This window comes from Dyadobacter soli (genome assembly GCF_900101885.1).
Lineage (GTDB): Bacteria > Bacteroidota > Bacteroidia > Cytophagales > Spirosomataceae > Dyadobacter > Dyadobacter soli.
This window is the reverse complement of the sequence record NZ_FNAN01000026.1, coordinates 94,783-115,805: the sequence shown is the minus strand read 5'-3', so window position 1 is coordinate 115,805 and position 21,023 is coordinate 94,783. Positions and strand designations below refer to the sequence as shown.

Annotated in this window: 16 protein-coding genes and 1 rRNA gene; 11 read left to right on the top strand and 6 right to left on the bottom strand. The window is 49.9% G+C overall.

Annotated elements, in window-relative coordinates; genetic code table 11:
* The 3 genes from BLQ88_RS32510 to BLQ88_RS32500 all read right to left on the bottom strand — a co-directional run.
* Positions 1-119 (bottom strand): 16S ribosomal RNA (locus BLQ88_RS32510); the annotation flags it as partial.
* A gap of 53 nt (positions 120-172) precedes the next feature.
* Positions 173-466, bottom strand: coding sequence for a hypothetical protein (locus BLQ88_RS32505; RefSeq protein ID WP_090157194.1), 294 nt, complete (start codon positions 464-466; stop codon positions 173-175).
* 111 nt (positions 467-577) lie between these two features.
* The gene (locus BLQ88_RS32500; protein WP_090157193.1) at positions 578-3,022 is read right to left on the bottom strand and encodes a ribonucleoside-diphosphate reductase subunit alpha; all 2,445 of its coding nucleotides are present in this window, start codon (positions 3,020-3,022) and stop codon (positions 578-580) included.
* A 428-nt stretch (positions 3,023-3,450) separates the two neighbouring features.
* Here BLQ88_RS32500 and BLQ88_RS32495 point away from each other — a divergent pair, with 428 nt between their 5' ends.
* From BLQ88_RS32495 to rimK, 6 genes are all read left to right on the top strand, one after another.
* Positions 3,451-4,362, top strand: a complete 912-nt coding sequence (locus tag BLQ88_RS32495) for a sugar phosphate isomerase/epimerase family protein (RefSeq protein ID WP_090157192.1) — start codon at positions 3,451-3,453, stop codon at positions 4,360-4,362.
* Between the two features lie 131 nt (positions 4,363-4,493).
* The gene (locus tag BLQ88_RS32490) at positions 4,494-4,736 is read left to right on the top strand and encodes a type B 50S ribosomal protein L31 (protein ID WP_090157191.1); all 243 of its coding nucleotides are present in this window, start codon (positions 4,494-4,496) and stop codon (positions 4,734-4,736) included.
* Between the two features lie 154 nt (positions 4,737-4,890).
* A complete protein-coding gene (locus tag BLQ88_RS32485; RefSeq protein ID WP_090157190.1) occupies positions 4,891-6,084 on the top strand; it encodes a putative sugar nucleotidyl transferase in 1,194 nt (397 codons plus the stop codon).
* 31 nt (positions 6,085-6,115) lie between these two features.
* Positions 6,116-7,234, top strand: coding sequence for a DNA polymerase III subunit (locus tag BLQ88_RS32480; protein ID WP_090157189.1), 1,119 nt, complete (start codon positions 6,116-6,118; stop codon positions 7,232-7,234).
* Positions 7,231-7,704, top strand: coding sequence for an ATP-dependent zinc protease family protein (locus BLQ88_RS32475; protein ID WP_090157188.1), 474 nt, complete (start codon positions 7,231-7,233; stop codon positions 7,702-7,704). The genes BLQ88_RS32480 and BLQ88_RS32475 overlap by 4 nt, the downstream gene beginning before the upstream one ends.
* A gap of 57 nt (positions 7,705-7,761) precedes the next feature.
* Entirely contained in the window at positions 7,762-8,664 is a 903-nt protein-coding gene (gene rimK / locus BLQ88_RS32470; protein ID WP_090157187.1) for a 30S ribosomal protein S6--L-glutamate ligase, read from the top strand.
* A 102-nt stretch (positions 8,665-8,766) separates the two neighbouring features.
* On the opposite strand, the gene BLQ88_RS32465 is transcribed toward rimK, so the two are convergent.
* Complete coding sequence (locus BLQ88_RS32465) at positions 8,767-9,846, bottom strand: DUF2652 domain-containing protein (RefSeq protein ID WP_090157186.1); 1,080 nt, start codon at positions 9,844-9,846, stop codon at positions 8,767-8,769.
* A gap of 209 nt (positions 9,847-10,055) precedes the next feature.
* On the opposite strand from BLQ88_RS32465, the gene BLQ88_RS32460 reads away from it, so the two are divergent.
* Positions 10,056-10,415, top strand: coding sequence for a helix-turn-helix domain-containing protein (locus BLQ88_RS32460; protein ID WP_090157185.1), 360 nt, complete (start codon positions 10,056-10,058; stop codon positions 10,413-10,415).
* A 28-nt stretch (positions 10,416-10,443) separates the two neighbouring features.
* Positions 10,444-11,376, top strand: a complete 933-nt coding sequence (gene hemC, locus BLQ88_RS32455; protein ID WP_090157184.1) for a hydroxymethylbilane synthase — start codon at positions 10,444-10,446, stop codon at positions 11,374-11,376.
* Positions 11,377-11,440: 64 nt separating this feature from the next.
* On the opposite strand, the gene BLQ88_RS32450 is transcribed toward hemC, so the two are convergent.
* Positions 11,441-14,356, bottom strand: coding sequence for a TonB-dependent receptor (locus BLQ88_RS32450; protein WP_090157204.1), 2,916 nt, complete (start codon positions 14,354-14,356; stop codon positions 11,441-11,443).
* A gap of 380 nt (positions 14,357-14,736) precedes the next feature.
* On the opposite strand from BLQ88_RS32450, the gene BLQ88_RS32445 reads away from it, so the two are divergent.
* From BLQ88_RS32445 to BLQ88_RS32435, 3 genes are all read left to right on the top strand, one after another.
* Positions 14,737-15,729: a sensor histidine kinase gene (locus BLQ88_RS32445; protein WP_229212962.1), complete on the top strand. Its 993-nt coding sequence runs from the start codon at positions 14,737-14,739 to the stop codon at positions 15,727-15,729.
* 2 nt (positions 15,730-15,731) lie between these two features.
* Positions 15,732-16,463 carry a LytR/AlgR family response regulator transcription factor gene (locus BLQ88_RS32440; RefSeq protein ID WP_090157203.1) on the top strand — a complete coding sequence of 244 codons (732 nt, stop codon included), beginning with the start codon at positions 15,732-15,734 and terminating at the stop codon, positions 16,461-16,463.
* Between the two features lie 67 nt (positions 16,464-16,530).
* Positions 16,531-17,901 (top strand): hypothetical protein, encoded by a 1,371-nt coding sequence (locus BLQ88_RS32435; protein ID WP_090157182.1) that lies wholly within the window; start codon positions 16,531-16,533, stop codon positions 17,899-17,901.
* Positions 17,902-17,960: 59 nt separating this feature from the next.
* On the opposite strand, the gene uvrA is transcribed toward BLQ88_RS32435, so the two are convergent.
* Positions 17,961-20,813, bottom strand: coding sequence for an excinuclease ABC subunit UvrA (uvrA, locus tag BLQ88_RS32430; protein ID WP_090157181.1), 2,853 nt, complete (start codon positions 20,811-20,813; stop codon positions 17,961-17,963).
* Positions 20,814-21,023: the final 210 nt, after the last annotated feature.

The window sequence follows — 21,023 nt, the reverse complement described above, 5'->3', positions numbered from 1 at the left end:
TAGGTAGGTTGCATACGCGTTACGCACCCGTACGACAGTGACATTGCTGCCCCTTCGCCTTGCATGTATTAAGCCTGCCGCTAGCGTTCATCCTGAGCCAGGATCAAACTCTCCATTGTAAATGTTGTTGTAATCTTACTTCCGAAAAAGTAGATCAATGTTTCTAACGAACCTATCTTTTTGCTCTCTTCATCATGTCAAAGAACGTTGCTTCGGACTTCCCGAAACTCGTGGCGGCGATCGTTTTCGCTGCCGTTGTTCCCGATTGGGAGTGCAAAAGTGGGAGGTTTATTTTTAACATGCAAGCACCAGTCGCAAATATTTTTAAAACTTTTTGAGCAGAAATACATAACCGGTTGATAAAGAAAAAGCTACATCCTGAAAAAAGTTTGAAGTTTTTTCGCTTCCATTTCTTGCCCTGTTCCAAGTGGCCGAAAACCGATTCACAGGCGTCCAATTTTTCCATTTATTAATACAACACAAACCTGTAATGCATTACCCGCACCACCGTCGGAAAACGAAAAAGGTGCCCGACCTATGGCCAGACACCTTTTCGCTATTGCGATTTTAACCTTAATTACGATCCGCAAGCCTCGCAACCCTCCGGATCATCCAGCGAGCATTGCATATCCGAGCGATTATCGCGCGGCGCTACGGGCTTGGTATGCTCCTCCGCGTATTGCGCGTAGTTGAGCTCCTTCTCGGCCACCACAGCGATTGCCGGCTCCAGTTGCGGCTCGGCCTGTTTGCTGACGGTGAACTGCACCGGATCGGAAGCCGCACGGGTACGCAGGTAATACATACCGGTTTTGAGGCCCTTTTTCCAGGCGTAGAAGTGCATGGATGTCAGTTTACCGAAGTTCGCTTCTTCCATGAAGATATTCAGCGACTGCGACTGGCAAATGAATGCACCCCTGTCGGCCGACATATCGAGCAGGCTGCGCTGCTTAATCTCCCACGCCGTTTTATAGAGATCTTTGATGTTTTGCGGGATGTTTGGAATGGCCTGTACCGATCCGCTGGCGCGAACGAGGTTGTTTTTCATTTCCTCACTCCACAGGCCAAGTCTTACGAGGTCTTTGAGCAGATACTTGTTCACCACCACGAATTCACCCGACAATACCCTTCGTACATATATATTAGATGTGAACGGCTCGAAGCATTCATTGTTACCGAGGATTTGGCTGGTAGAGGCAGTTGGCATCGGCGCGAGGAGCAACGAGTTGCGCACACCGTTTTGTACCACTTCTTTCCGCAGCTTCTCCCAGTTCCAGCGCTTGCTGTCCGGCGTCACACCCCACATATCAAACTGGAATGTTCCCTGTGAGATCGGGCTGCCTGCCCAGGTTTCGTATGGGCCGTGCTGCATGGCAAGCTCCATCGACGATTCCATAGACCCGTAATAGATCGTCTCGAAAATGTCTTTGTTCAGCTGGCGTGCCTCGTCGGAGTCGAATGGCATGCGCATCATACAGAATGCATCGGCCAAGCCTTGCACGCCGATACCGATCGGGCGGTGGCGCTTGTTGCTCTTCTCGGCTTCGGGAACCGGATAGAAGTTCAGGTCGATGATCTTGTTCAGGTTGCGCGTTACCACTTTCGTGATTTCATACAGCTTCTTGTGATCGAAATGCATGAAACCGTCTGCGCCCTGCTCTACGAACTTCGGCAATGCAATGGAAGCAAGGTTACAAACCGCTACTTCGTCGGGCGCCGTGTACTCGATGATCTCCGTACAAAGGTTTGAAGATTTGATGGTACCCAGATTCTGCTGGTTGGACTTGCTGTTCGCATGGTCCTTATACAACATATATGGCGTACCTGTCTCGATCTGCGATTCCATGATCGCGAACCAAAGGTCTTGCGCCTTGATAGTCTTACGCGCTTTGCCTTCGCGCTCGTATTGCTCGTACAGTTTTTCGAATTCTTCGCTATGCGTATCCGCCAAGCCTGGGCATTCGTGCGGACAGAACAACGACCAGGTGTCGTTCGCTTCCACGCGCTTCATGAACAAATCCGGAATCCACAATGCATAGAAAAGGTCGCGCGCACGCTGCTCTTCTTTCCCGTGGTTCTTTTTCAAATCCAGGAAATCGAAGATATCCGAATGCCAGGGTTCTATATATATAGCAAAAGAACCTTTGCGCTTGCCGCCTCCCTGATCCACGTAACGTGCAGTGTCGTTGAACACGCGGAGCATCGGAACGATACCGTTCGATTGTCCATTGGTTCCTTTAATATAAGTACCTGTCGCGCGGACGTCGTGAATGCTCAAACCGATACCGCCGGCAGACTGCGAAATCAATGCACAGTTTTTGAGGGTATCATAAATACCATTGATGCTGTCCTCCTTCATCGTCAGCAGGAAGCATGACGACATTTGCGGCTTCGGCGTACCTGCATTGAATAGCGTAGGCGTCGCATGGGTAAACCATTTTTCCGAAAGCAAATGGTAGGTTTCAATTGCCGCCTGCACGTCCTCCTGGTGGATTCCGATCGCAACGCGCATGAGCATATGCTGCGGGCGCTCGACAATTTTCCCTTCAACTTTCAGTAAATACGACTTTTCGAGGGTTTTATAGCCGAAATAATCGTAGGAATAGTCGCGGTCATATATAATAGTAGAGTCGAGTAGCGATGCGTGCTGGCGGATTACCTCGTAAACTTCCTTGGAAATCAACGATGCATTTTCGCCGGTTTTGGAATCTATATATGTATAAAGACGCTTCATTGTAGCCGAAAACGACTTCAATGTGTTCTTATGGAGGTTCGAGATAGCGACGCGGGCAGCCAGGATCGCATAATCCGGGTGCTTGGTGGTCATGGAAGCGGCGGTTTCGGCAGCGAGGTTATCCAGCTCGGCGGTGGTAACGCCATCGTAAATGCCGGATACAACCTTCTTGGCTACTTCCACGGGTTGGACGTAAGCAGAGTCCAGGCCGTAGCTCAGTTTCTCTATGCGGGCAGTCACCTTGTCGAATTTCACGGATTCGCGGCGACCGTCACGCTTTATGACATACATAGACATAAGTAATGTGGTGTTTAATAGAACGTTAGTGATGTATATTGTTGGGATTGTACTCGGAGGTGCACTCTAAAAATCTCTTGAAATAACATTAAATTAATCACAAACGCAATCAGTATTTCGCTACAAAAACCGGGTTTATCGTCATAGTACAAGTTACCAAATTGTTAAGAAACTAATAACCAGATGTTTCCGGAAATTGAAATCTGAGAAAATTTTTTTCACAAAATGAGATTCAAAAATTTGCAAACTTTTTTTCAAATTTTTTCAGCAGAAATCTTAGGTATTTTAAGATAAACATTGAAAATCAATACTTTAAAAGTTATTAACTATTTAGAATAAATCTAAACTTGTAAACTTTGTAAAATTAATAGTTCAACATTCCGTCACAAATTTTCAACTGACAGACGCTAAACAATATAATTATGAGCACGATTATCGAACAGGCCGACAGGCGGACATTCCTTAAAACGACCTCCGGGATGGTGGCGGGCCTCGCATTGGGCGGGTCGCTTACCGAAGCCATGGCCAAAGCTGCCGGAAACGCGGCTTACAGTATTCCATTGGGTGTGTATGCGGCTTACGATAAAGCGGACTTTTTACGCAAATCGGGGTGTGCGTATATTGAAGAATCCGTCGCCGGCTTCCTCATCCCCGAAGGCGGCGACGCCGGTTATGAGAAAAACCTTGAACACCTCAAAACCGAGCATTTCCCTATCAAATCCTATGTAATCCTGTTACCAGCGAGCCTGAAAACCCTTGGACCCGAAGCAAATCACGAGGCGATCCTTCAAAGAACGGAGACCGTCCTGAAACGCGCCAAGGAATGCGGCTCCCAGTTTGTGGTATTTGGTAGTGGTGCTTCAAGAATCATACCCGACGGCTTCGATAAGGCAAAAGCGAAGGCGCAGCACATTGAATTAACCCAAAAAATGGCACCAATGGCCGAAAAATACGGGGTTACCATCGCCGTGGAGCCGCTGAACCGCGGGGAAACCAATTTTATCAACAGCCTGGCCGAGGGCGTCGAGATCGTGGATGCTGTGAAGAGCCCGCGCGTGAAGCTGCTTTGCGATATATATCATATGTTAAAGGAGGACGAGCCGGCCTCGGAGATCGTGAAATATGGCAAGCATATCGTGCATTGCCACATTGCGGAGAAGGAAAAACGGACGCCGCCGGGTGTGAAGGGCGACGATTTCAGGGCGTACCTGGGTGCATTGAAGAAGATCGGCTACAAAGGCGGGCTGTCGATCGAATGCTTCGTGTATACCGATTTCGAAAAGGAGGCCAAACGCGGCGTCGAAGTGCTTAAACAGCAACTAAGTGAAGTCTAGCGCGTTAATTTTCGCCGTATTGCATTAATATTAAAAAAGATAGCGTTTCAATACTTGATTTACAGATCAGGATTTTTTACTTTTGCAATCCGTTTTGAAAATCGTATAGAAACATATAATACCATATACCAATGAAAAAAGATATTCATCCCAATTACAGAGAGGTAGTTTTCTGGGATCTATCAAGCGACTTTAAATTCATTACTCGCTCTACCATAGAAACTTCCGAGAACGTTACAATGGAAGACGGTAAAACTTACCCTGTGTACAAAGTCGAGGTTTCGTCTCAGTCACACCCTTTCTACACTGGTAAAAACGTACTGGTTGACACAGCTGGTCGCGTTGACAAGTTCAGAAAGCGTTACGGAAAATAAGCGACGCATGGGCTTTTTCCTGCGTGGTCGAACACAGCAGGAGGAACAAAAAATACTGTGGCAGTCTCCCGACAAATATGCTCGGGAGACTGCTTCTTTTTTTGCCGTAACCAATAAAATGCCCGAACTTTGGCCCGCACATACGAATTAATTTATGCCCGATATTATTCTGTTCGACGATCCAAAGATTAGAATCCAGCTTTTACCTTTTACATACACCAGACCAGTCGCCGGCATTCGGTGCGGCATTCACACACTGGCTGAAAAATGGGCCGACAGGTGCCATTCCACAGTTTCGTACCAAACCGAAACCTATCTCTCAAAGAAATTCCCGCAGCATACTTCCGACGACAACCTGTACATCAACGGCGCATTGTGCCCGGATGAGCATTTGACAGGGATCGTAAAAGGATTACCGTACGGCAATGCACTCGTTTCAAAGGAAGGCGAAGTACTCGCCGTGCGTACGCATGCATCCTGGAATGCATCGGACGGGACAAATGGGCTTTCGGTGGTTACCTATGAAGAGCCTCTCACGATGATCCGCCATGTGTGGGACATTTTCGGGCAGAACGGCGCGCAGATCAGAGCCGATTACGAACGCATTGTTTCCGTACGGAAAACAGCGCCGATCACTGATCCTTTCACGCATTGCTATAAGCCGGAAAATGTGTTTATTGAGGAAGGAGCGGTAATCAAAGCATCCATCCTGAATGCCGAGAACGGTCCTATTTATATTGGCAAAAACGCTTTGATTCAGGAAGGTTCTATGATCCAGGGACCATTTGCGATCGGCGAAAACGGCGTTTTGGCACAAGGAACGAAGATCAGGCCGAATACCACGGTAGGCCCGTCGTCCAAAGTCGGTGGAGAAGTGAGCAATTGCGTGGTGTTTGGTTATAGCAACAAGGGTCATGACGGCTACCTGGGCAATTCGGTGCTGGGAGAATGGTGTAACCTCGGGGCTAATACCAATAATTCCAACCTGAAAAACGACCACGGCAATGTAAAACTACATAGCTATGCGACTAATGCATTGGCAGACACCGGTTTAATCTTCTGCGGACTGATGATGGGCGATTATTCCAAGGCAGGAATTTCGACCATGTTCAACACCGGGACGATTGTCGGCGTAAGTGTGAATGTATTCGGCGCAGGGTTCCAGGCCAAGCATGCGCCCTCCTTCTCATGGGGCGGCGCGGCCGAAGGTTATTGCGAATATCGGTTCGACAAAGCCGTGGCAGTGGCGAAAGATACCGTGAGCCGCCGGGGAGTCGCATTCGGACAAACGGAAGAAGATATAATGCGTGCTGTTTTTGAAAATACCCAAACCCAGCGCAGCCAGTAAGCATTTACCCATTTATTAATTGATTTAAACCGTGCTTTTCAGAGATATTCCGGGACTTGAAAATATCAAAGCGACATTGCGGCGCTCGGTCCGGAACAGCCACCTGGCCCATGCCCAGCTCTTCGATTATTCCACGGGTGGCGCAGGCCTGGCTATGGCGCTGGCATTCTCTACCTATATTAACTGTGAAAACCGGAACGAGGAAGATGCTTGCGGAACCTGCGCGTCGTGCGCGAAGATGAGCAAGCTCATCCACCCCGATTTCCATTTCATATTTCCCATTGCCACTTCCAAAAAGGTCGATGGTAAAACCAGCGAAGCATTTCTGCCACTCTGGCGCTCGTTTTTACTGGATAACCCCTACCGCGTCCTCCCCGACTGGCTCGACCACATCGGCGCGGACAACAAGCAGGGCAACATTTCGGTGGAAGAAGCGCGGGGGATATTGCGGAAACTGTCGGTGAAAGCGTACGAAGGCGAGTACAAAATCCTGCTCATCTGGAAGCCAGACATCATGAATGCGGCATCTTCGAATGCCATTTTGAAGATTTTGGAAGAACCGCCAGAAAAAACTTTGTTCCTTTTGGTAAGTGACCAATCGGATAAATTACTGACTACAATCATCTCGCGGACGCAGCGCATTACGATTCCCGCATTCACGGATGCGGAAATTAAAGGCTACCTGAAACAACAGGAAGTGAGCGACCCGGTCGCCGGTCAGATTGCATTCCTGTCCGACGGTAACATGGCCGAAGCATTGAAACTCGTTCAGGAAGAGCAGGATGACCGCTCCACGTGGTTCGCGGACTGGATGCGATCGTCCTACAAATTTGACGTGGCGCATTTGGTCAAACTTGCCGACGGCTATGATGTAATGAGTAAGGAAAAACAAAAAGGCCTGCTCGAATATGCATTAAGGTTGTTCAGAGATATGCTCGTGTGGAGCCATGGCGCGGGCCAGCTTTTGCGTGTTCCGCAGGAAGAGCTTACTTTCGTGCAGAATTTTTCCAAAACTGTCAATTTCGAGTCGCTGGAACGGATGATCGGGGAAGTGAATACGGCCTATTACCACATCGAACGCAATGTGCGGGCCAAAATGGTGTTTCTGGACCTGTCGCTGACGCTCGCCCAGTTTTTCCAGCGCAGATGAAACGTCCTTTGGAAATTATCGGCGCGACCGATATTGCGGATTTACCGGAATTGGGCTGGCATCATGTGCCGGTTCGTGTGGACTCGGGCGCGGCCACTTCGGCCATCCATTGTTCCCGCGTGAAACTGGTGGAAAAAGAAGGAAGCAAAGAGCTCCACGTTTACCTGGACGCCAAGCGCGGGGCACCTCAACATTTCTTTATAGTAACCGAATTCAAGGAAACCGTCATACGGAATTCCTTCGGGAAAGAAGAAAAACGATTTGTAATCAAAACCCCGATCCGGCTTTTTGGACGGAAAATACGTACCGAATTTTCGCTGGCTAACCGGCAGAAAATGAGTTACCCCATACTACTCGGGCGAAAACTGCTCAAAAACAGGTTCATCGTGGATGTGTCACAAAAGAACCTGTCGGCAGCAAGGCATTCGCTGACACCAACTACTCGTTCCCAAAAACTACCTCAGAACTAAACCCCCGGGCACGGTCTCCGACCCTGGCCGACCTCCACATTTTCTAAAAACATTTTTATGAAAATCGCCGTATTATCCACCAATCCGGACCTGTATTCAACCAGGCGTCTGGTGGAGGCAATCAAACAAAAGGGCCACGAAGCGGTTGTAATCGACCACGTCAAATGCTTTGTCATGATCGAAGGCGGCAAGCCGACGGTCGTGTATAAGGGGAAACCCATTACCGGCATCGACGCCGTCATTCCGCGCATTGGCACGTCGGTGAATGCATTCGGGTGCGCCGTAGTGCGCCAGCTCGAACTCATGAAGATTTTTACGACCGTGAAATCGCAGGCCATCCTGCGCTCGCGCGACAAACTGCGCAGCATGCAGGTGCTCGCGAAAGCGGGTATCGACATTCCAAAGACGGTTTTTGCCAAAAATCCCGCGCAGGTCAACGAGCTCATCCACATGGTAGGCGGCCCGCCGGTGATTATCAAACTGCTGGAAGGCACCCAGGGCGTGGGCGTCGTGCTCGCGGAGACGATCAAAGCCGCGAAATCTACCATTGAAGCATTCTACGGCCTGAGGGCCAACTTCCTGATCCAGGAATATGTGGCGGAATCCAAAGGTGCCGATATCCGCGCATTTGTGATAGGTAACAAAGTAATCGCCTCCATGAAACGTCAGGGTGCCGAGGGGGATTTCCGTTCCAATCTCCACCGGGGTGGCTCCGGCTGTATCATCGAGCTATCACCGGAAGAGGAGCATACCGCTATTGCTGCCGCCAAGGCCTTGGGTGTGAAAATCGCGGGCGTCGATATGCTCCAATCCGAGCGCGGGCCGTTGGTGATGGAAGTCAATTCTTCACCGGGATTGCGGGGAATCGAAGAAGTAAGCGGCATCGACATTGCATCGATGATCGTCTCTTACATTGAAGACAAAATTGTGACGGATGAGGGCGATACCGTTGGGGTATAATTTTGAATGATTCACCGGGTCGCCGGAGCGATGATTGAATGATTGAATGATTGAATGATTGACCGGGTCGCCGGAGCGATTAGTGAATGTAAAAAGTTGTCATTAGAAATCTACTGGTACTGTGATTTCTGGGAGTAACTTTTCCAGGTTAGCTAGTGATTTTTTGTAGGTGGCTTCCATTTTGTCCTTTTTAAATAGACGGAACGCAAGCTGTTTCAGCGGGTCGTTTTTGATATAGTATTCCAAACTGAGGCGCGTACGGTTTTCGGCCAGTTTTTCCAGCACAAAATAGAGCGTATTGGTGAGCTTTTCGTCGGATTCGCTGAAAACGATCCGGGATTCGGGATCATAGGAGAAGCCGCTGGCATACATGATCGTTTCGCCGTCCTCGCGCGTACGCCTGTGGCGCGAGCCGATACCCGGGAGGAAATGGTCAAGTTCTTCGATGGATATCAGGCCATCCTGCCAGCGGTGACGCAATTCGAGGTGGCCGGCAGTGAAGAACATCTTTTTAATAGCTGCATCATATTCCCTGGAAACGGAAAGCATTTTCACTTTCTCCCTGGGCTCCAACAATGGCGGTTCGTAACGCGGAATGCTATCCTTCAACGCGCCGATCTGTGTGTATTGAAACGGTATCTGCTCATTTTCAGTCGTTTTGGAGCCTGGGTACCATTGCATCCATTCCGTAAAACCATCCGGATTTTGTCCGTTCAGCAGATTCTGGGTTACCAGCCAGTATTCGTGCTGGTCGATGTCGTTTTTCAGCAACTGGTGCGCGACTATGATGTCCTTTCCGATCAGTTTCCTGAAATTTTTGACCTGATACGTCGTAAACTCGCCATAATGCGCCACCACTTTCAATGTGAGGTTAACAGCCGAAATGCAGGACTTGCATTGACAGAACCTGCGGTTATCATAGGCAATCAGGTATTTATGAAAGTCACAGAACATCCGCTCCACCTGCTTATACAACGTTTCCAGCTCCGGCGCCTTCCCGAATTTGAAGAAAAGGATCGCATCCCCTTCAATTTCCGAAATCTCCAAACCGATCTGGTTCGCATTCACAAGTGTTTCGAGCAGCTCCTGGATAATCTGGCGGCCATGTTCAATCTCGATTTCATGCATAAACTGCGTAAAACCGCTGATATCCGGAATGAAAATAAGGCCTCTGTTTTCCATGGTGCTGATTTTGATCGGGTTAATTTACGGGGAAATCCGCAATCTATCACTGGCAGATTTGCCTGTATCTCCATAATTTCGCACTCCGATGGCAGCGTTCAGAAACTGCTTTAATCCAACGTTCCACAAGAAAAATAACGTTACCAAAATGGTAACAAATTATCTATCTTTGTTCGAACGATGCGCATTATTGCTATACAGACATTACTATGATCGGGCCCATTAAAAGTAACGAGCAGTACCAAAGCTATCTGGCTCGCATTTATGATCTGATGCAATCTGATATCAAGCCGGATTCTGAGGAAGCCGACGAACTGGAAGTACTCTCCATTTTGGTGAAAGAGTACGAAAACGTGCATTTCCCAGTTCCAAAACCCAACCCGCTGGAAGCGATACGGTTCCGGTTGGAGCAAATGGGCATTTCAGAAAAAGAGTTGTCGGAAATCCTCGGTTACCGATCCCGTAAATCAGAAATCCTTTCCGGCAAACGAAAATTAAATTTGAGTATGATCCGTAGGCTAAATGAAAAACTTAACATTCCGGCGGAGATTTTAATACAGGCCTATTAACATCCGGCTTTACATTGTACAAACAACCATGCATATAAAAATAGGAACCCGCGGGAGCAAGCTGGCACTTTGGCAGGCATATTATGTTGAAGCGCTTTTGCAACAGGGCGGTATTGAAACGGAGATCGTTATCATTGAAACAAAAGGCGACAAGATCCTCGACCGGTCGCTTTCTAAAATTGGCAGTAAAGGCGTTTTTACGGAAGAACTGGAAGACCAGCTCCGCAGCGGCGGCATCGATATTGCGGTGCACAGCGCAAAAGACCTTCAATCACATCTGGACGACGCATTCGAAATCATCGCATTCACCGAACGCGAACACGCGAACGACGTGCTCGTAAGCCACGATACCACATTGTCATTGAAAAGCGGTGAGTCGTTTACGGTAGGAACGTCGTCGACACGGCGGGTGGCTGTTTTGAAACACTATTACCCACATATCAAAACCGTAGGTATGCGTGGTAACCTGCAAACGCGCCTCCGCAAGCTGGAAGAAGGCCAATGCGACGCGCTTCTGCTCGCCTACGCAGGCGTACACCGCATGGAGTACGACGACAAAATTGCCGAGCATTTGCTGCTCGACGAATTCACCCCGGCAGTAGGCCAGGGCAGCGTGGCCATTGAGTGCGCCGTTTCGCTCGATACGGAAAAGAAAGGCAAACTGAGAGAACTCCTCAACCACGAACATACCGAAACCTGCCTGCTGGCCGAAAGGGCATTCCTGAAACGCCTCCAAGGCGGTTGCAGCATTCCGGTATTCGGTATGGCAACGTTACATGACGAGGAAATTCACATGACCGGCGGCATTATCAGCCTCGACGGTACGGAACTGATCCGCAAAGCCGAAAGCGGAGGGCACGCATTCCCGCAGGAGCTCGGAACCGCATTGGCCGAAGAGCTGCTCGCAGCAGGTGCCGACCGCATTCTGGCAAGCATTAAGCAGCAGAACAGCTCTTTATAGTAATGCGATAAAACGAAAGAAGCCCGGTTGAAATCAGCCGGGCTTCTCAGTTTATGGTGTTCTGTTAATCTTTCTTGGTAGTATCAGCCGGGGTAGCTGGCTTCACTGGCAATGCAGATGAATCCGCGGGTACCGCCGGACGGGCAGTGCTATCCGGTTTCACGGTGCTGCTGTCGGGACGCACACGGGTAGAATCCGGTCTGAATTGCGTCGAATCGCGTTTCATAGTCGAATCCGGGCGTGCACCTGGCTGACCCGGGAACCCTCCCTGGCGTGCCGGACGAGCTGTGCTGTCCGCTACCGCACCTTGCGGGCGGCCCATTCCCTGCCGACCGGCTCCCTGGCCACCATTGCCGCGGCCGCCTGCTGCCGGTGTGACCGCCGGAGTTTGCGCACCGCCTTGTGCACCACCGCCGCCACCACCGGTATCCATACCGCCGCCGCCGTCTGATTTCTGGTCGTCGTTGTTTACGGATTTCCGTCTGCGTGGTTTTTGCTCCACGAACGTCATTTTACCGAAGCGGTAAGAGAAGTTCACACGGAAACCGCGGTTATACAGGTAATTGGTATTGTTTTGGATGAATGTACTTGATTCCAGGCTTGTTTTCATTTTGAACGAAGGTGCCAGGAAGTTCTCCATTGCGAAGCCGATGCTGCCGCGCTTGTTGGCGAAATCCTTGCGGATACCGAAGTCATACATCCGGAAACCGGCTTGCGTGCCTTGCAGCTGCACGTCGCGTCCACGCATAAATCCGCCCGCCTGCAAGCCCCAGCCGTTTTTAATGGTGAGGCTGGTACGCATCCGGCCGCTCAGTACGAAACCGCTGTTGGAGTTCTGCAATGCAGGATTAGGACTGTTGTTCGAGAGGTCGGCATAGTAGAAGTCGAAACCGCCACCCAGTTGCCATCTTTTGAAGAATGTCACGTTACCGAAAATATTAGCACCGTAATTCTTCTTCGAGCCGATGTTGCCGTAAGTGGTCGTGATCACACCGTCATCACTGGTGGTACGGATGCTTTCGATCGAGCTGTTGGTGAAGCGCGCGAATGTCGATACGTTGATGTACAGCGAGTTCTTGAAAAAGCTCGTACCCAATTCGACCTGGTCGGTCAGCTCAGGTTTCAGGTTAGGGTTACCCTTGGTGATGTTCTGCGGATTGGCCGCATTCTCGTTCGGGTTCAGGAACTGGATACCCGGACGTTGCAGGCGGCGGTTGTAGGCCAGTTTAATGGTCTGCCCTTTTCCGAAAGTTTGCGAAAGGTTAATGCTCGGCACGAGGTTACCATATGCCGGCAGTTTCAAATCGCCCGATTCGCCTTGCTGCGCGTCGATGCTTGTGTACTCGTAACGTGTACCGGCTTTCACGGTAAACCTGCTTTTTGTAGTGTAAGTATAGGATAAATATCCGGCAGCCACATTCTGGTCGTAGTTCAGATTGCTGGCTGGTTGCGCCTGGCCGATTTGGCTGTAATAATCAAAATTACTCACAACCTGGCGGAAAATGCCCTTACCACCGAATTCCAGCATCTGGTTTTCCTTGATAGGCGTCTGGTAATCGATCTGGACGGTGCTTTCCTGATTGTGGCTGCTGTTGTTGTTGCCTGTTGCACCCAATAATTCTTTCAATTGCGCATTGCTGAGCGAATACACATCCGCATCGTAGTCGTTGGTACGGTTGTTACGGCTGTACTGCGTCGAAATGCTCAGCTCCTGCCCGGCTTTGCCCAGGGTTTTCATATAATCCACATTCACATCCCACGTACCCGAAAGATCCTTGCTGTTCACGTCGCGGAAGCTGGTGCGGGTGGTATCGTTTACAGTATTATAAGTGTAAAGCTCCTGATCGACTTTGTTGTTACGCATTCCATAACGCACACCGGCCGACAACGAAGTTTTAGCATCAATCTCCCAATCCCAGCCGAAGTTATACGAGCCGAATGCCATCTTGTTTTTGGAATCACTGGTCTGAAGAGTGCTGAAATTGCTCAGCTTTCCGACCTGTGTATTCTCCGATTTACCCGGCATATTGTAGTTGAAACGTCCGAAACCGCCGAGACTGAAACCCATTTTACCTATCCGGTAATTACCGCGCAAGCCCAGGTTTGAGCCGCGGTTACCAATACCGGTGTCGAGGTTGAGTGTACCACCCTGAATGGTGCTCTTTTTGGTAATGATATTGATAATACCCGCCGAACCTTCCGCGTCGTAGCGCGCCGATGGCGAGGTAATCACCTCCACCGATTTGATCATATCCGCGGGAATCTGCTTCAATGCGTCGGCCACACTGGTGGCGATAATGGTCGAAGGCTTGTTGTTAATCAGCACGCGCACGTTGGAGCTACCGCGGAGCGAGACGTTGCCGTCGAGGTCGACGGTCAGCATCGGTACCTTTTTCATCACATCGGAAGCATCGCCACCTTTGCTGGTAATGTCTTTTTCTGCATTGTAAACCAGCCTGTCGACCTTCTCTTCGATCATCTGGGCCATCCCTACCACTTCGACTTCATTGAGCTGCACCACATCCGGCACGAGTACCACCGTACCCATATTCAGTTCCGTCTTGCGGTCAATCTTTACATTATTGATGGTCTTGGTTTTATAACCGATGAAGGAAATCAGGATCTTGAAGTTGCCCGACGCGACTTTTGTGAGCGTAAATTCACCTTTTTCGTCGGTGGTGGTACCATCGATCGGATTGTTGGTTTTGGTATCGACCAGGGATAGTGCTGCAAATTCTACCGGCTTTTTGGAAGTCGAATCCACGAGCACGCCCGTGATCTTTCCATTACCCTTAGGAGTGTCTTCTGCCGTTCCCGGAATGACCGTCTGCCGCTGCGGCCTGTTACCGCCGCCGCGTGAATCGCCTCCACCGCCACGGAATCCTCCGCCACCGCCTCCTCCGCCCGGAAACTGGGCGAATGCCGCTGACGTAAGCCCTGAGAACACAGCCAGGAATGTTAGATGTAAAACAAGTTTCATGGTTTGGGTTTTAAAAGTGTACTTTTCGAATTTCAAAATAACAAGGTATAATCCGGTGAAAAAAAAGGAATAGATGGATAGGAAAGATGTACCGATCAAAGGGCACTTTCGGACGATATATCCCTGTAAATGACAGACAATTCCGTGTGCTCCATCTCAGAAGGCTGTTGATAGATTGCGATGAGCCGCCGGTCGGTATTTGGGGGTAGTTTGATCGATTGAAATAGGTGATTTCATAAATTCCGCGTAAGATTGCAGTGATGTGTTGCGTTCAAATCACATTGAAACTAACTAATTGCTAAATGGATACGCGTGTTGCCCGGAAATACCCCCCGTTATTCCTCCATTTACTTGGATGGAGTTTTCTGGCTTTATTCTTGATGTGGCAACCCCTGAGCTGGCAGATTGAATTCCCTGTGAGCTTCTGGGTAAAACAGGCCGTTTTGTTCTCGCTGCTCATCACGATATTCTATCTCAACTATTATATCTGGTTCCCCAAATTCCTTGCCAAAAACAAGTACTCGCGGTTTATTCTCTTCAATATCGTGTCGGTGGTAATGCTGGCCGTGATTACTGAGCAGGTGAAGATCGCGATCAACCACGGCGAGCAAATGGACCGTGCATTCAAACTGGCCCGCGAAACGAATGGCGATAAAAAACGCCACGACCGCCTCGATTACTTTGCATTGCTGACTGCATTGATGATCATCGGGCTCAGCACCAGCGTCGCAGCCGTGCGCACTGCCCAGCTCGACAAGCAGTACCGTCAGAACCTTGAAAAGGAGAAGATCAACTCCGAGCTCTCGTTCCTGAAAGCGCAAATCAACCCGCATTTCTTTTTCAATACCCTGAATAACATTTATGCACTCACTGTGATCGACGTGGAAGCCGCGCGTGAAGCATTGCACAAGCTCTCGCGTATGATGCGCTACGTGTTGTACGAAACCCAGCACGGAACCGTGCTGCTGAGCCAGGAAATCGCATTTGCACAGGATTATATTCAACTGATGCAGCTGCGCCTGACCGATAAGGTAACCGTGCACCTCGACCCGCCTAATCCGCTTCACGACGTTTCCATTGCCCCAATGCTATTCCTACCCTTTATCGAAAATGCATTCAAACACGGCGTAAGCGCCGTACAGCCGAGCCGGATCGACATTCAGATCCGCCAGGAAGGCCACAAGATTTTTGTAGAAGTAAAAAACACACTCTTTACCGACAAAAGGGCCATTCTGGACGAAAGCAACGGCATCGGCCTTGCCAACACCCAGCGCCGCCTCGACCTGCTTTATCCCGGCAAGTACCAGCTGGAAGTAAACGAGAATAAAGAGGAACGGGAATTTGAAGTACACCTGGAACTGGAAACGGCATGAGCGTGACATTGGAATGCATTGCCGTCGACGACGAGCCGCTGGCGCTCGGACTGGTTTGTGCTTTTATTGAAAAAACGCCGTTTCTGAACCTGGCAGGCCGCTATTCCAGCGCTGTCGAAGCATTACAGGTGATCAACAGCAAGCCTATCGACGTCATTTTTCTGGATATTCAAATGCCGGACCTGACGGGTATCGAACTCGCAAGGGTGCTTGAAAAAGCCGGAAGCAAGGCACCGAGGATCATTTTTACAACCGCATTCAACCAATACGCACTCGATGGTTTTCGCGTAGACGCCATTGACTATCTCCTAAAACCCTTTAACTACGAAGAGTTCCTCCGTGCCGCATCGAAAGCGCAGGCATACGTGGAGCTGGTGCAAAAGGCCTCGTCGGCCGGTTCTTCGGAACCTAAGGACGAGTACCTGTTCCTGAAAGTGGAATACCAGCTGGTACGGATCGCCTACGATGACATTTTGTACACGGAGGGACTCAAAGATTACGTCAAAGTCCACCTCAAATCCGACCCGAAACCGATCCTTTCCCTCACGAGCCTGAAAGCCCTGGAAGAAAAATTACCGCCTTCCAAGTTCATGCGTGTACACCGGTCGTTCATTGTAAACCTCGACAAGATCAGCGCCGTGACCCGGAATACCATTCAAATCGGCGCGACGTCCATTCCTGTGAGTGATCAGTACAAGGAGGCATTCAACCAGTTTTTGAGCAAGTGGATGTAACTGAAAGTGAATTTTGTGTACATTAATGGCCGATTACCGATCTATCAGCCATTAACACATTATTTTCATGAAAAAACTGCTCCTACTGTTTTTCGTCTCGACGGCGATTTTCGTCGCATGTAAGAAAAAAGAAAAGGACACGCCAGGCCCCGAGCCGGAAGAAATCGTAGTCACTCCGCTGACCGATCCGACATTCATTCAAAACATCGAAATTCAGGGCGCAGAAAAAATCGAATTCGACTCTGCACGACGAGTATACCAGATTACCCTTCAGGCGAATTACTCAGCCGATGAAATCGGCATTCAATTTAAACTATATCCCGGCACCCGCCTCGAATGGAGCAATACGACCTCGAAATCGTTGATTGCCTTTGCCTATAAGAACAAACTGCCATTAAATCTGCCAATCACCACGGCTACCGGGCACACCAAATCCTACGAATTTTACGTAAAACACTCCGGCCCATTAAAGGCTACGATCGACGGCGACGAAGAATTCCGACTTTCAAATTCCGGTGGATTGGGGATTTCGTGCAACCTCCTCACCGGCATTGGGACAGTTCCGGAAAGCCCTGGCGCAGAAATGAAACTAACGGCCTCACTCACCGACGGGGGTAGTGGTAAAGAAATTCCGGGAGGCACGTGGCTCAACGCGATTTATTTTGAAAATGCCAGTCAATTTGAAAAATCCAATCAGCTGGGCGTGGTGCTCCGGTACGGCGACAAAAGCTACGAGCTGGCCAGAAACAGGAAGCTTCTGCCAGTCATCCGGTCGTCGGTGTATTTGTTCGCGGAAAGTCTGCTGCTTACGGCGGCGCCGGTTGGAAAGGCAACCACTATCACGGGCGCAGGATTTTCCGCAAAATCCCGATACGAAGTAACGATAGAGAGCGATTTTCTCTCGAATGCCGTTAAGTTCCCTGCAACTTTCGGCGACACCGCCGTGCTCAATTGCACCATTCCGTCGAGCATTCCCGACGGGTCTTACAAAGTGAATATTTTTGAAAACGACACGCTGATTAAATCGCTGGTGCGCGTCATTGCCCGAAACGAGACGGAGAAGGCGATCGGTCACGTTTGGGTTATACAGAATGACTACGTCATCAACGGTGCCATCCATGCCAAGATCAAAAGGATAGTCGCTGAAAAAGGCCAGCCCATCTACGTGAATCCGTTCCCGGCAGTTCTCGGCAGAATGTACGCCGCCTTCGACCCCTACCAGGAACTACCTGATTTACAACTTAAAAACGCCGGAAAAACTATCACGATCAAGGCTGTCGCGAAGGCAGATCCATCCTACGCGGACGGCAGCTTCAAGGCTTACTTCGGGCAATATGCCATTCCCGCCGACCTTCCTTCCGGTTCTTATGAAGCCCGGCTCACCTATCCCGACAAGTCGGAATCCTTACCATTCTGGGATAAAATAGAAATACGTTAAATAGAAAAACACCCTGCATTTCGAGTAGTGCAGGGTGTTTTTCTATGCCAGGAATGCTATTATTTTAATTCCTCTTTTAGGAAGTAACCGGTAAAACTACCTTTCACTTTTGCTACCTTCTCCGGCGTTCCTTCCGCGATAATGCGGCCTCCCATGGCACCGCCTTCGGGACCAACGTCGATAATGTAGTCCGCGACCTTGATCACATCCAGGTTATGTTCGATAATGAGGACTGTATTTCCTTTTTCCACCAGTTTGTTCAACACATTCAGCAAATGGCGAATGTCCTGAAAATGCAAACCGGTGGTAGGTTCGTCGAGAATGTACAAGGTCTTACCGGTGTCGCGTTTTGATAATTCTTCCGACAACTTCACACGCTGCGCTTCACCGCCTGATAATGTAGTGGCATGCTGGCCGAGGGTAATGTAGCCCAAACCGACATCATTCAAAGTCTGAACTTTGCGCAACAGTCTCGGCTGATTTTCGAAGAATTCCAATGCGGATTCCACAGTCATATCCAATATATCCGCGATGGATTTGCCTTTGAAACGCACTTCCAATGTTTCGCGGTTGAAACGTTTGCCTTTGCAGGTTTCACAGTTCACGTGCACATCGGGCAGGAAGTCCATTTCGATTTTCTTCATACCCGCGCCTTCGCAATCCTCGCAACGACCGCCTTTCACATTGAATGAGAAGCGCCCAGGCTTATAACCACGGATTTTCGCCTCGGGCAGCTCCGCGAAAAGCGTACGAATGTCCGTGAAGAGATTGGTATAAGTCGCCGGGTTCGAGCGCGGTGTCCGGCCAATGGGCGACTGGTCTACCTCGATCACCTTATCGATAAATTCGAGTCCCTCAATGGATTTGTAAGGAAGCGGCTCCCTCCTCGATTTGTAAAAATGCTGGTTCAATAGCGGAAACAGCGTTTCGTGGATCAGCGACGATTTACCGCTGCCGCTCACGCCGGTGACGCAGATCATCGTTCCCAGCGGAATCGAAACGGAGACGTTTTTGAGGTTATGCCCTGTACAACCTTTCAGCGTAATGGATTCGCCTTTGCCTTTCCGGCGCTTTTTCGGAACCTCGATCGCCTCTCTGCCAGCAAGATAATCCGCTGTTAGCGAGCCATTTTGCAGAAATTTCTCCGGAGTACCGGCTCCTACAACGCTTCCGCCATGACGACCGGCACCCGGACCAATGTCGAGAATGTAATCGGAGGCGAGCATCATGTCCTTGTCGTGCTCCACCACGAGAACCGTGTTACCGAGGTCGCGGAGGCTTTTCAGGGAGTTGATGAGCCGGACATTGTCGCGCTGGTGTAGGCCGATGCTCGGCTCATCCATAATATAGAGTACGCCCGTCAGCTGCGTCCCAATCTGTGTCGCGAGGCGAATACGCTGTGCTTCACCTCCTGACAATGTCCGCAATGCGCGGTTCAAGGTCAGGTAATCCAATCCTACATCGAGCATAAACCCTACGCGCTTACGGATCTCTTTCAATACCTCGTGGCCGATCACGCGCTGCTTTTCTTCCAGGCGGTCTTCGAGGCCTACCAGCCATTCGGCCAGCTCGCGGATATCGCTGTCGGCGAGCTCGGCAATGTCTTTTTTATCTATTTTAAAATGCAACGACTCCTTCCGCAGGCGCTTGCCTTTGCATTCGGGGCAGGTTTGGGTTACCATGAAATCTTTCAGCCAATCCTGAATCTTCTCGTTACCCGACTCCTGCTGTCTTTTCAAAAAGTTGATGATCCCGTCGAACTTGGTTTCCCATTCGGTGCCCGGATATTTCTTCGATGGCACCGGAACAGCCTCTTCGCTCCCGTAAAGCACAAGCTTCAATGCTTCCTCGGGGAATTTTTCGAGCGGGGTCGTAAGTGTGATTTTGTATTTCTTAAGTAAAACCTCCAATTGCTTGAATATCCACGCCTCGCGGTACTCGCCCATCGGCGCGATACCTCCGCGACTAATGCTCAGCGATTTGTCGGGGATGATCGAATCCTCTGTAATCTCCTCGATAATGCCCAGGCCCTGGCAGGTAGGGCACCAGCCGTACGGCGAGTTGAACGAGAATGCATTCGGGGCGGGATCGTCGTAGCTGATCCCCGACTCCGGGTCCATCAGGTTTTGAGAGAAATAATAGGTATTGCCTTTCGCATCCAGCACCATCAATGCGCCCTTACCCTGCTTAATGGCCGTCGCCACCGACTGGCTCATCCGGTACCGCGACTGCGAATCTTCTTCTTCCTTTTTGGGAATCACACGATCAATCACAATTTCGATGTCGTGGACCTTGTAACGGTCGAGCTGCATTTTGGGCATAATGTCCTGCACCTCCCCGTCGACGCGGACTTTGGTATATCCTAACCGGGCGATCTGCACGAAAAGCTCGCGGTAATGCCCTTTCCGGCCTTTCACCGCCGGCGCCAGCAACACGATTTTTTGTCCCAAAAACTGGGTCATGAGCTGGTTCACGATCTGGTCCTGCGATTGCTTGATCATCCGCCGACCCGTCACGTACGAGTACGCCTCGCCCGCACGTGCGTAGAGCAGGCGCAGGAAGTCGTAGATTTCCGTTACCGTGCCCACGGTCGAGCGCGGGTTGCGTGAAGTCGTCTTTTGCTCGATGCTGATCACCGGCGAAAGGCCGCTGATCTTATCTACATCCGGCCGTTCCATTTCACCGATGAAGCCGCGCGCGTAGGAAGAGAAACTTTCCATGTACCTGCGCTGGCCTTCCGCATAGATGGTATCGAATGCGAGCGACGACTTGCCGCTGCCGCTGATACCGGTCACTACCACGAGTTTGTTGCGTGGGATAGCTACGTCGATGTTTTTGAGATTGTGTTCGCGGGCGCCTTGTACCTCGATGAGGTCCTGTTCTGCCACTTCAAGGCCATTTAAATATTCCAAAGTCCTGATGATAGTTTGTGAGTTAGTCTGTTAATGAAGCTGTAATTCAGTTAACCACAAAAATACACTTTGAGTTGCAAATTTTCTCTCCCTCAGCTTGATGCGTATACCGTAAATGGATTGATTCTTTCCAAGAAAAAATGACGGTTGCAAACGATTGCATAATAAGACTTTTCGAAGATTAAATATTTTGTAACCACTATTTGATTT

Coding starts and splice junctions, on each gene's coding strand:
- BLQ88_RS32465 (WP_090157186.1), bottom strand. CDS start 9,846: ATGGAAAACAGAGGCCTTATTTTCATTCCGGATATCAGCGGTTTTACG.
- BLQ88_RS32495 (WP_090157192.1), top strand. CDS start 3,451: ATGAGCACGATTATCGAACAGGCCGACAGGCGGACATTCCTTAAAACG.
- BLQ88_RS32500 (WP_090157193.1), bottom strand. CDS start 3,022: ATGTATGTCATAAAGCGTGACGGTCGCCGCGAATCCGTGAAATTCGAC.
- BLQ88_RS32485 (WP_090157190.1), top strand. CDS start 4,891: ATGCCCGATATTATTCTGTTCGACGATCCAAAGATTAGAATCCAGCTT.
- BLQ88_RS32475 (WP_090157188.1), top strand. CDS start 7,231: ATGAAACGTCCTTTGGAAATTATCGGCGCGACCGATATTGCGGATTTA.
- rimK (WP_090157187.1), top strand. CDS start 7,762: ATGAAAATCGCCGTATTATCCACCAATCCGGACCTGTATTCAACCAGG.
- hemC (WP_090157184.1), top strand. CDS start 10,444: ATGCATATAAAAATAGGAACCCGCGGGAGCAAGCTGGCACTTTGGCAG.
- BLQ88_RS32460 (WP_090157185.1), top strand. CDS start 10,056: ATGATCGGGCCCATTAAAAGTAACGAGCAGTACCAAAGCTATCTGGCT.
- BLQ88_RS32445 (WP_229212962.1), top strand. CDS start 14,737: ATGTGGCAACCCCTGAGCTGGCAGATTGAATTCCCTGTGAGCTTCTGG.
- BLQ88_RS32490 (WP_090157191.1), top strand. CDS start 4,494: ATGAAAAAAGATATTCATCCCAATTACAGAGAGGTAGTTTTCTGGGAT.
- BLQ88_RS32450 (WP_090157204.1), bottom strand. CDS start 14,356: ATGAAACTTGTTTTACATCTAACATTCCTGGCTGTGTTCTCAGGGCTT.
- BLQ88_RS32505 (WP_090157194.1), bottom strand. CDS start 466: ATGGAAAAATTGGACGCCTGTGAATCGGTTTTCGGCCACTTGGAACAG.
- BLQ88_RS32435 (WP_090157182.1), top strand. CDS start 16,531: ATGAAAAAACTGCTCCTACTGTTTTTCGTCTCGACGGCGATTTTCGTC.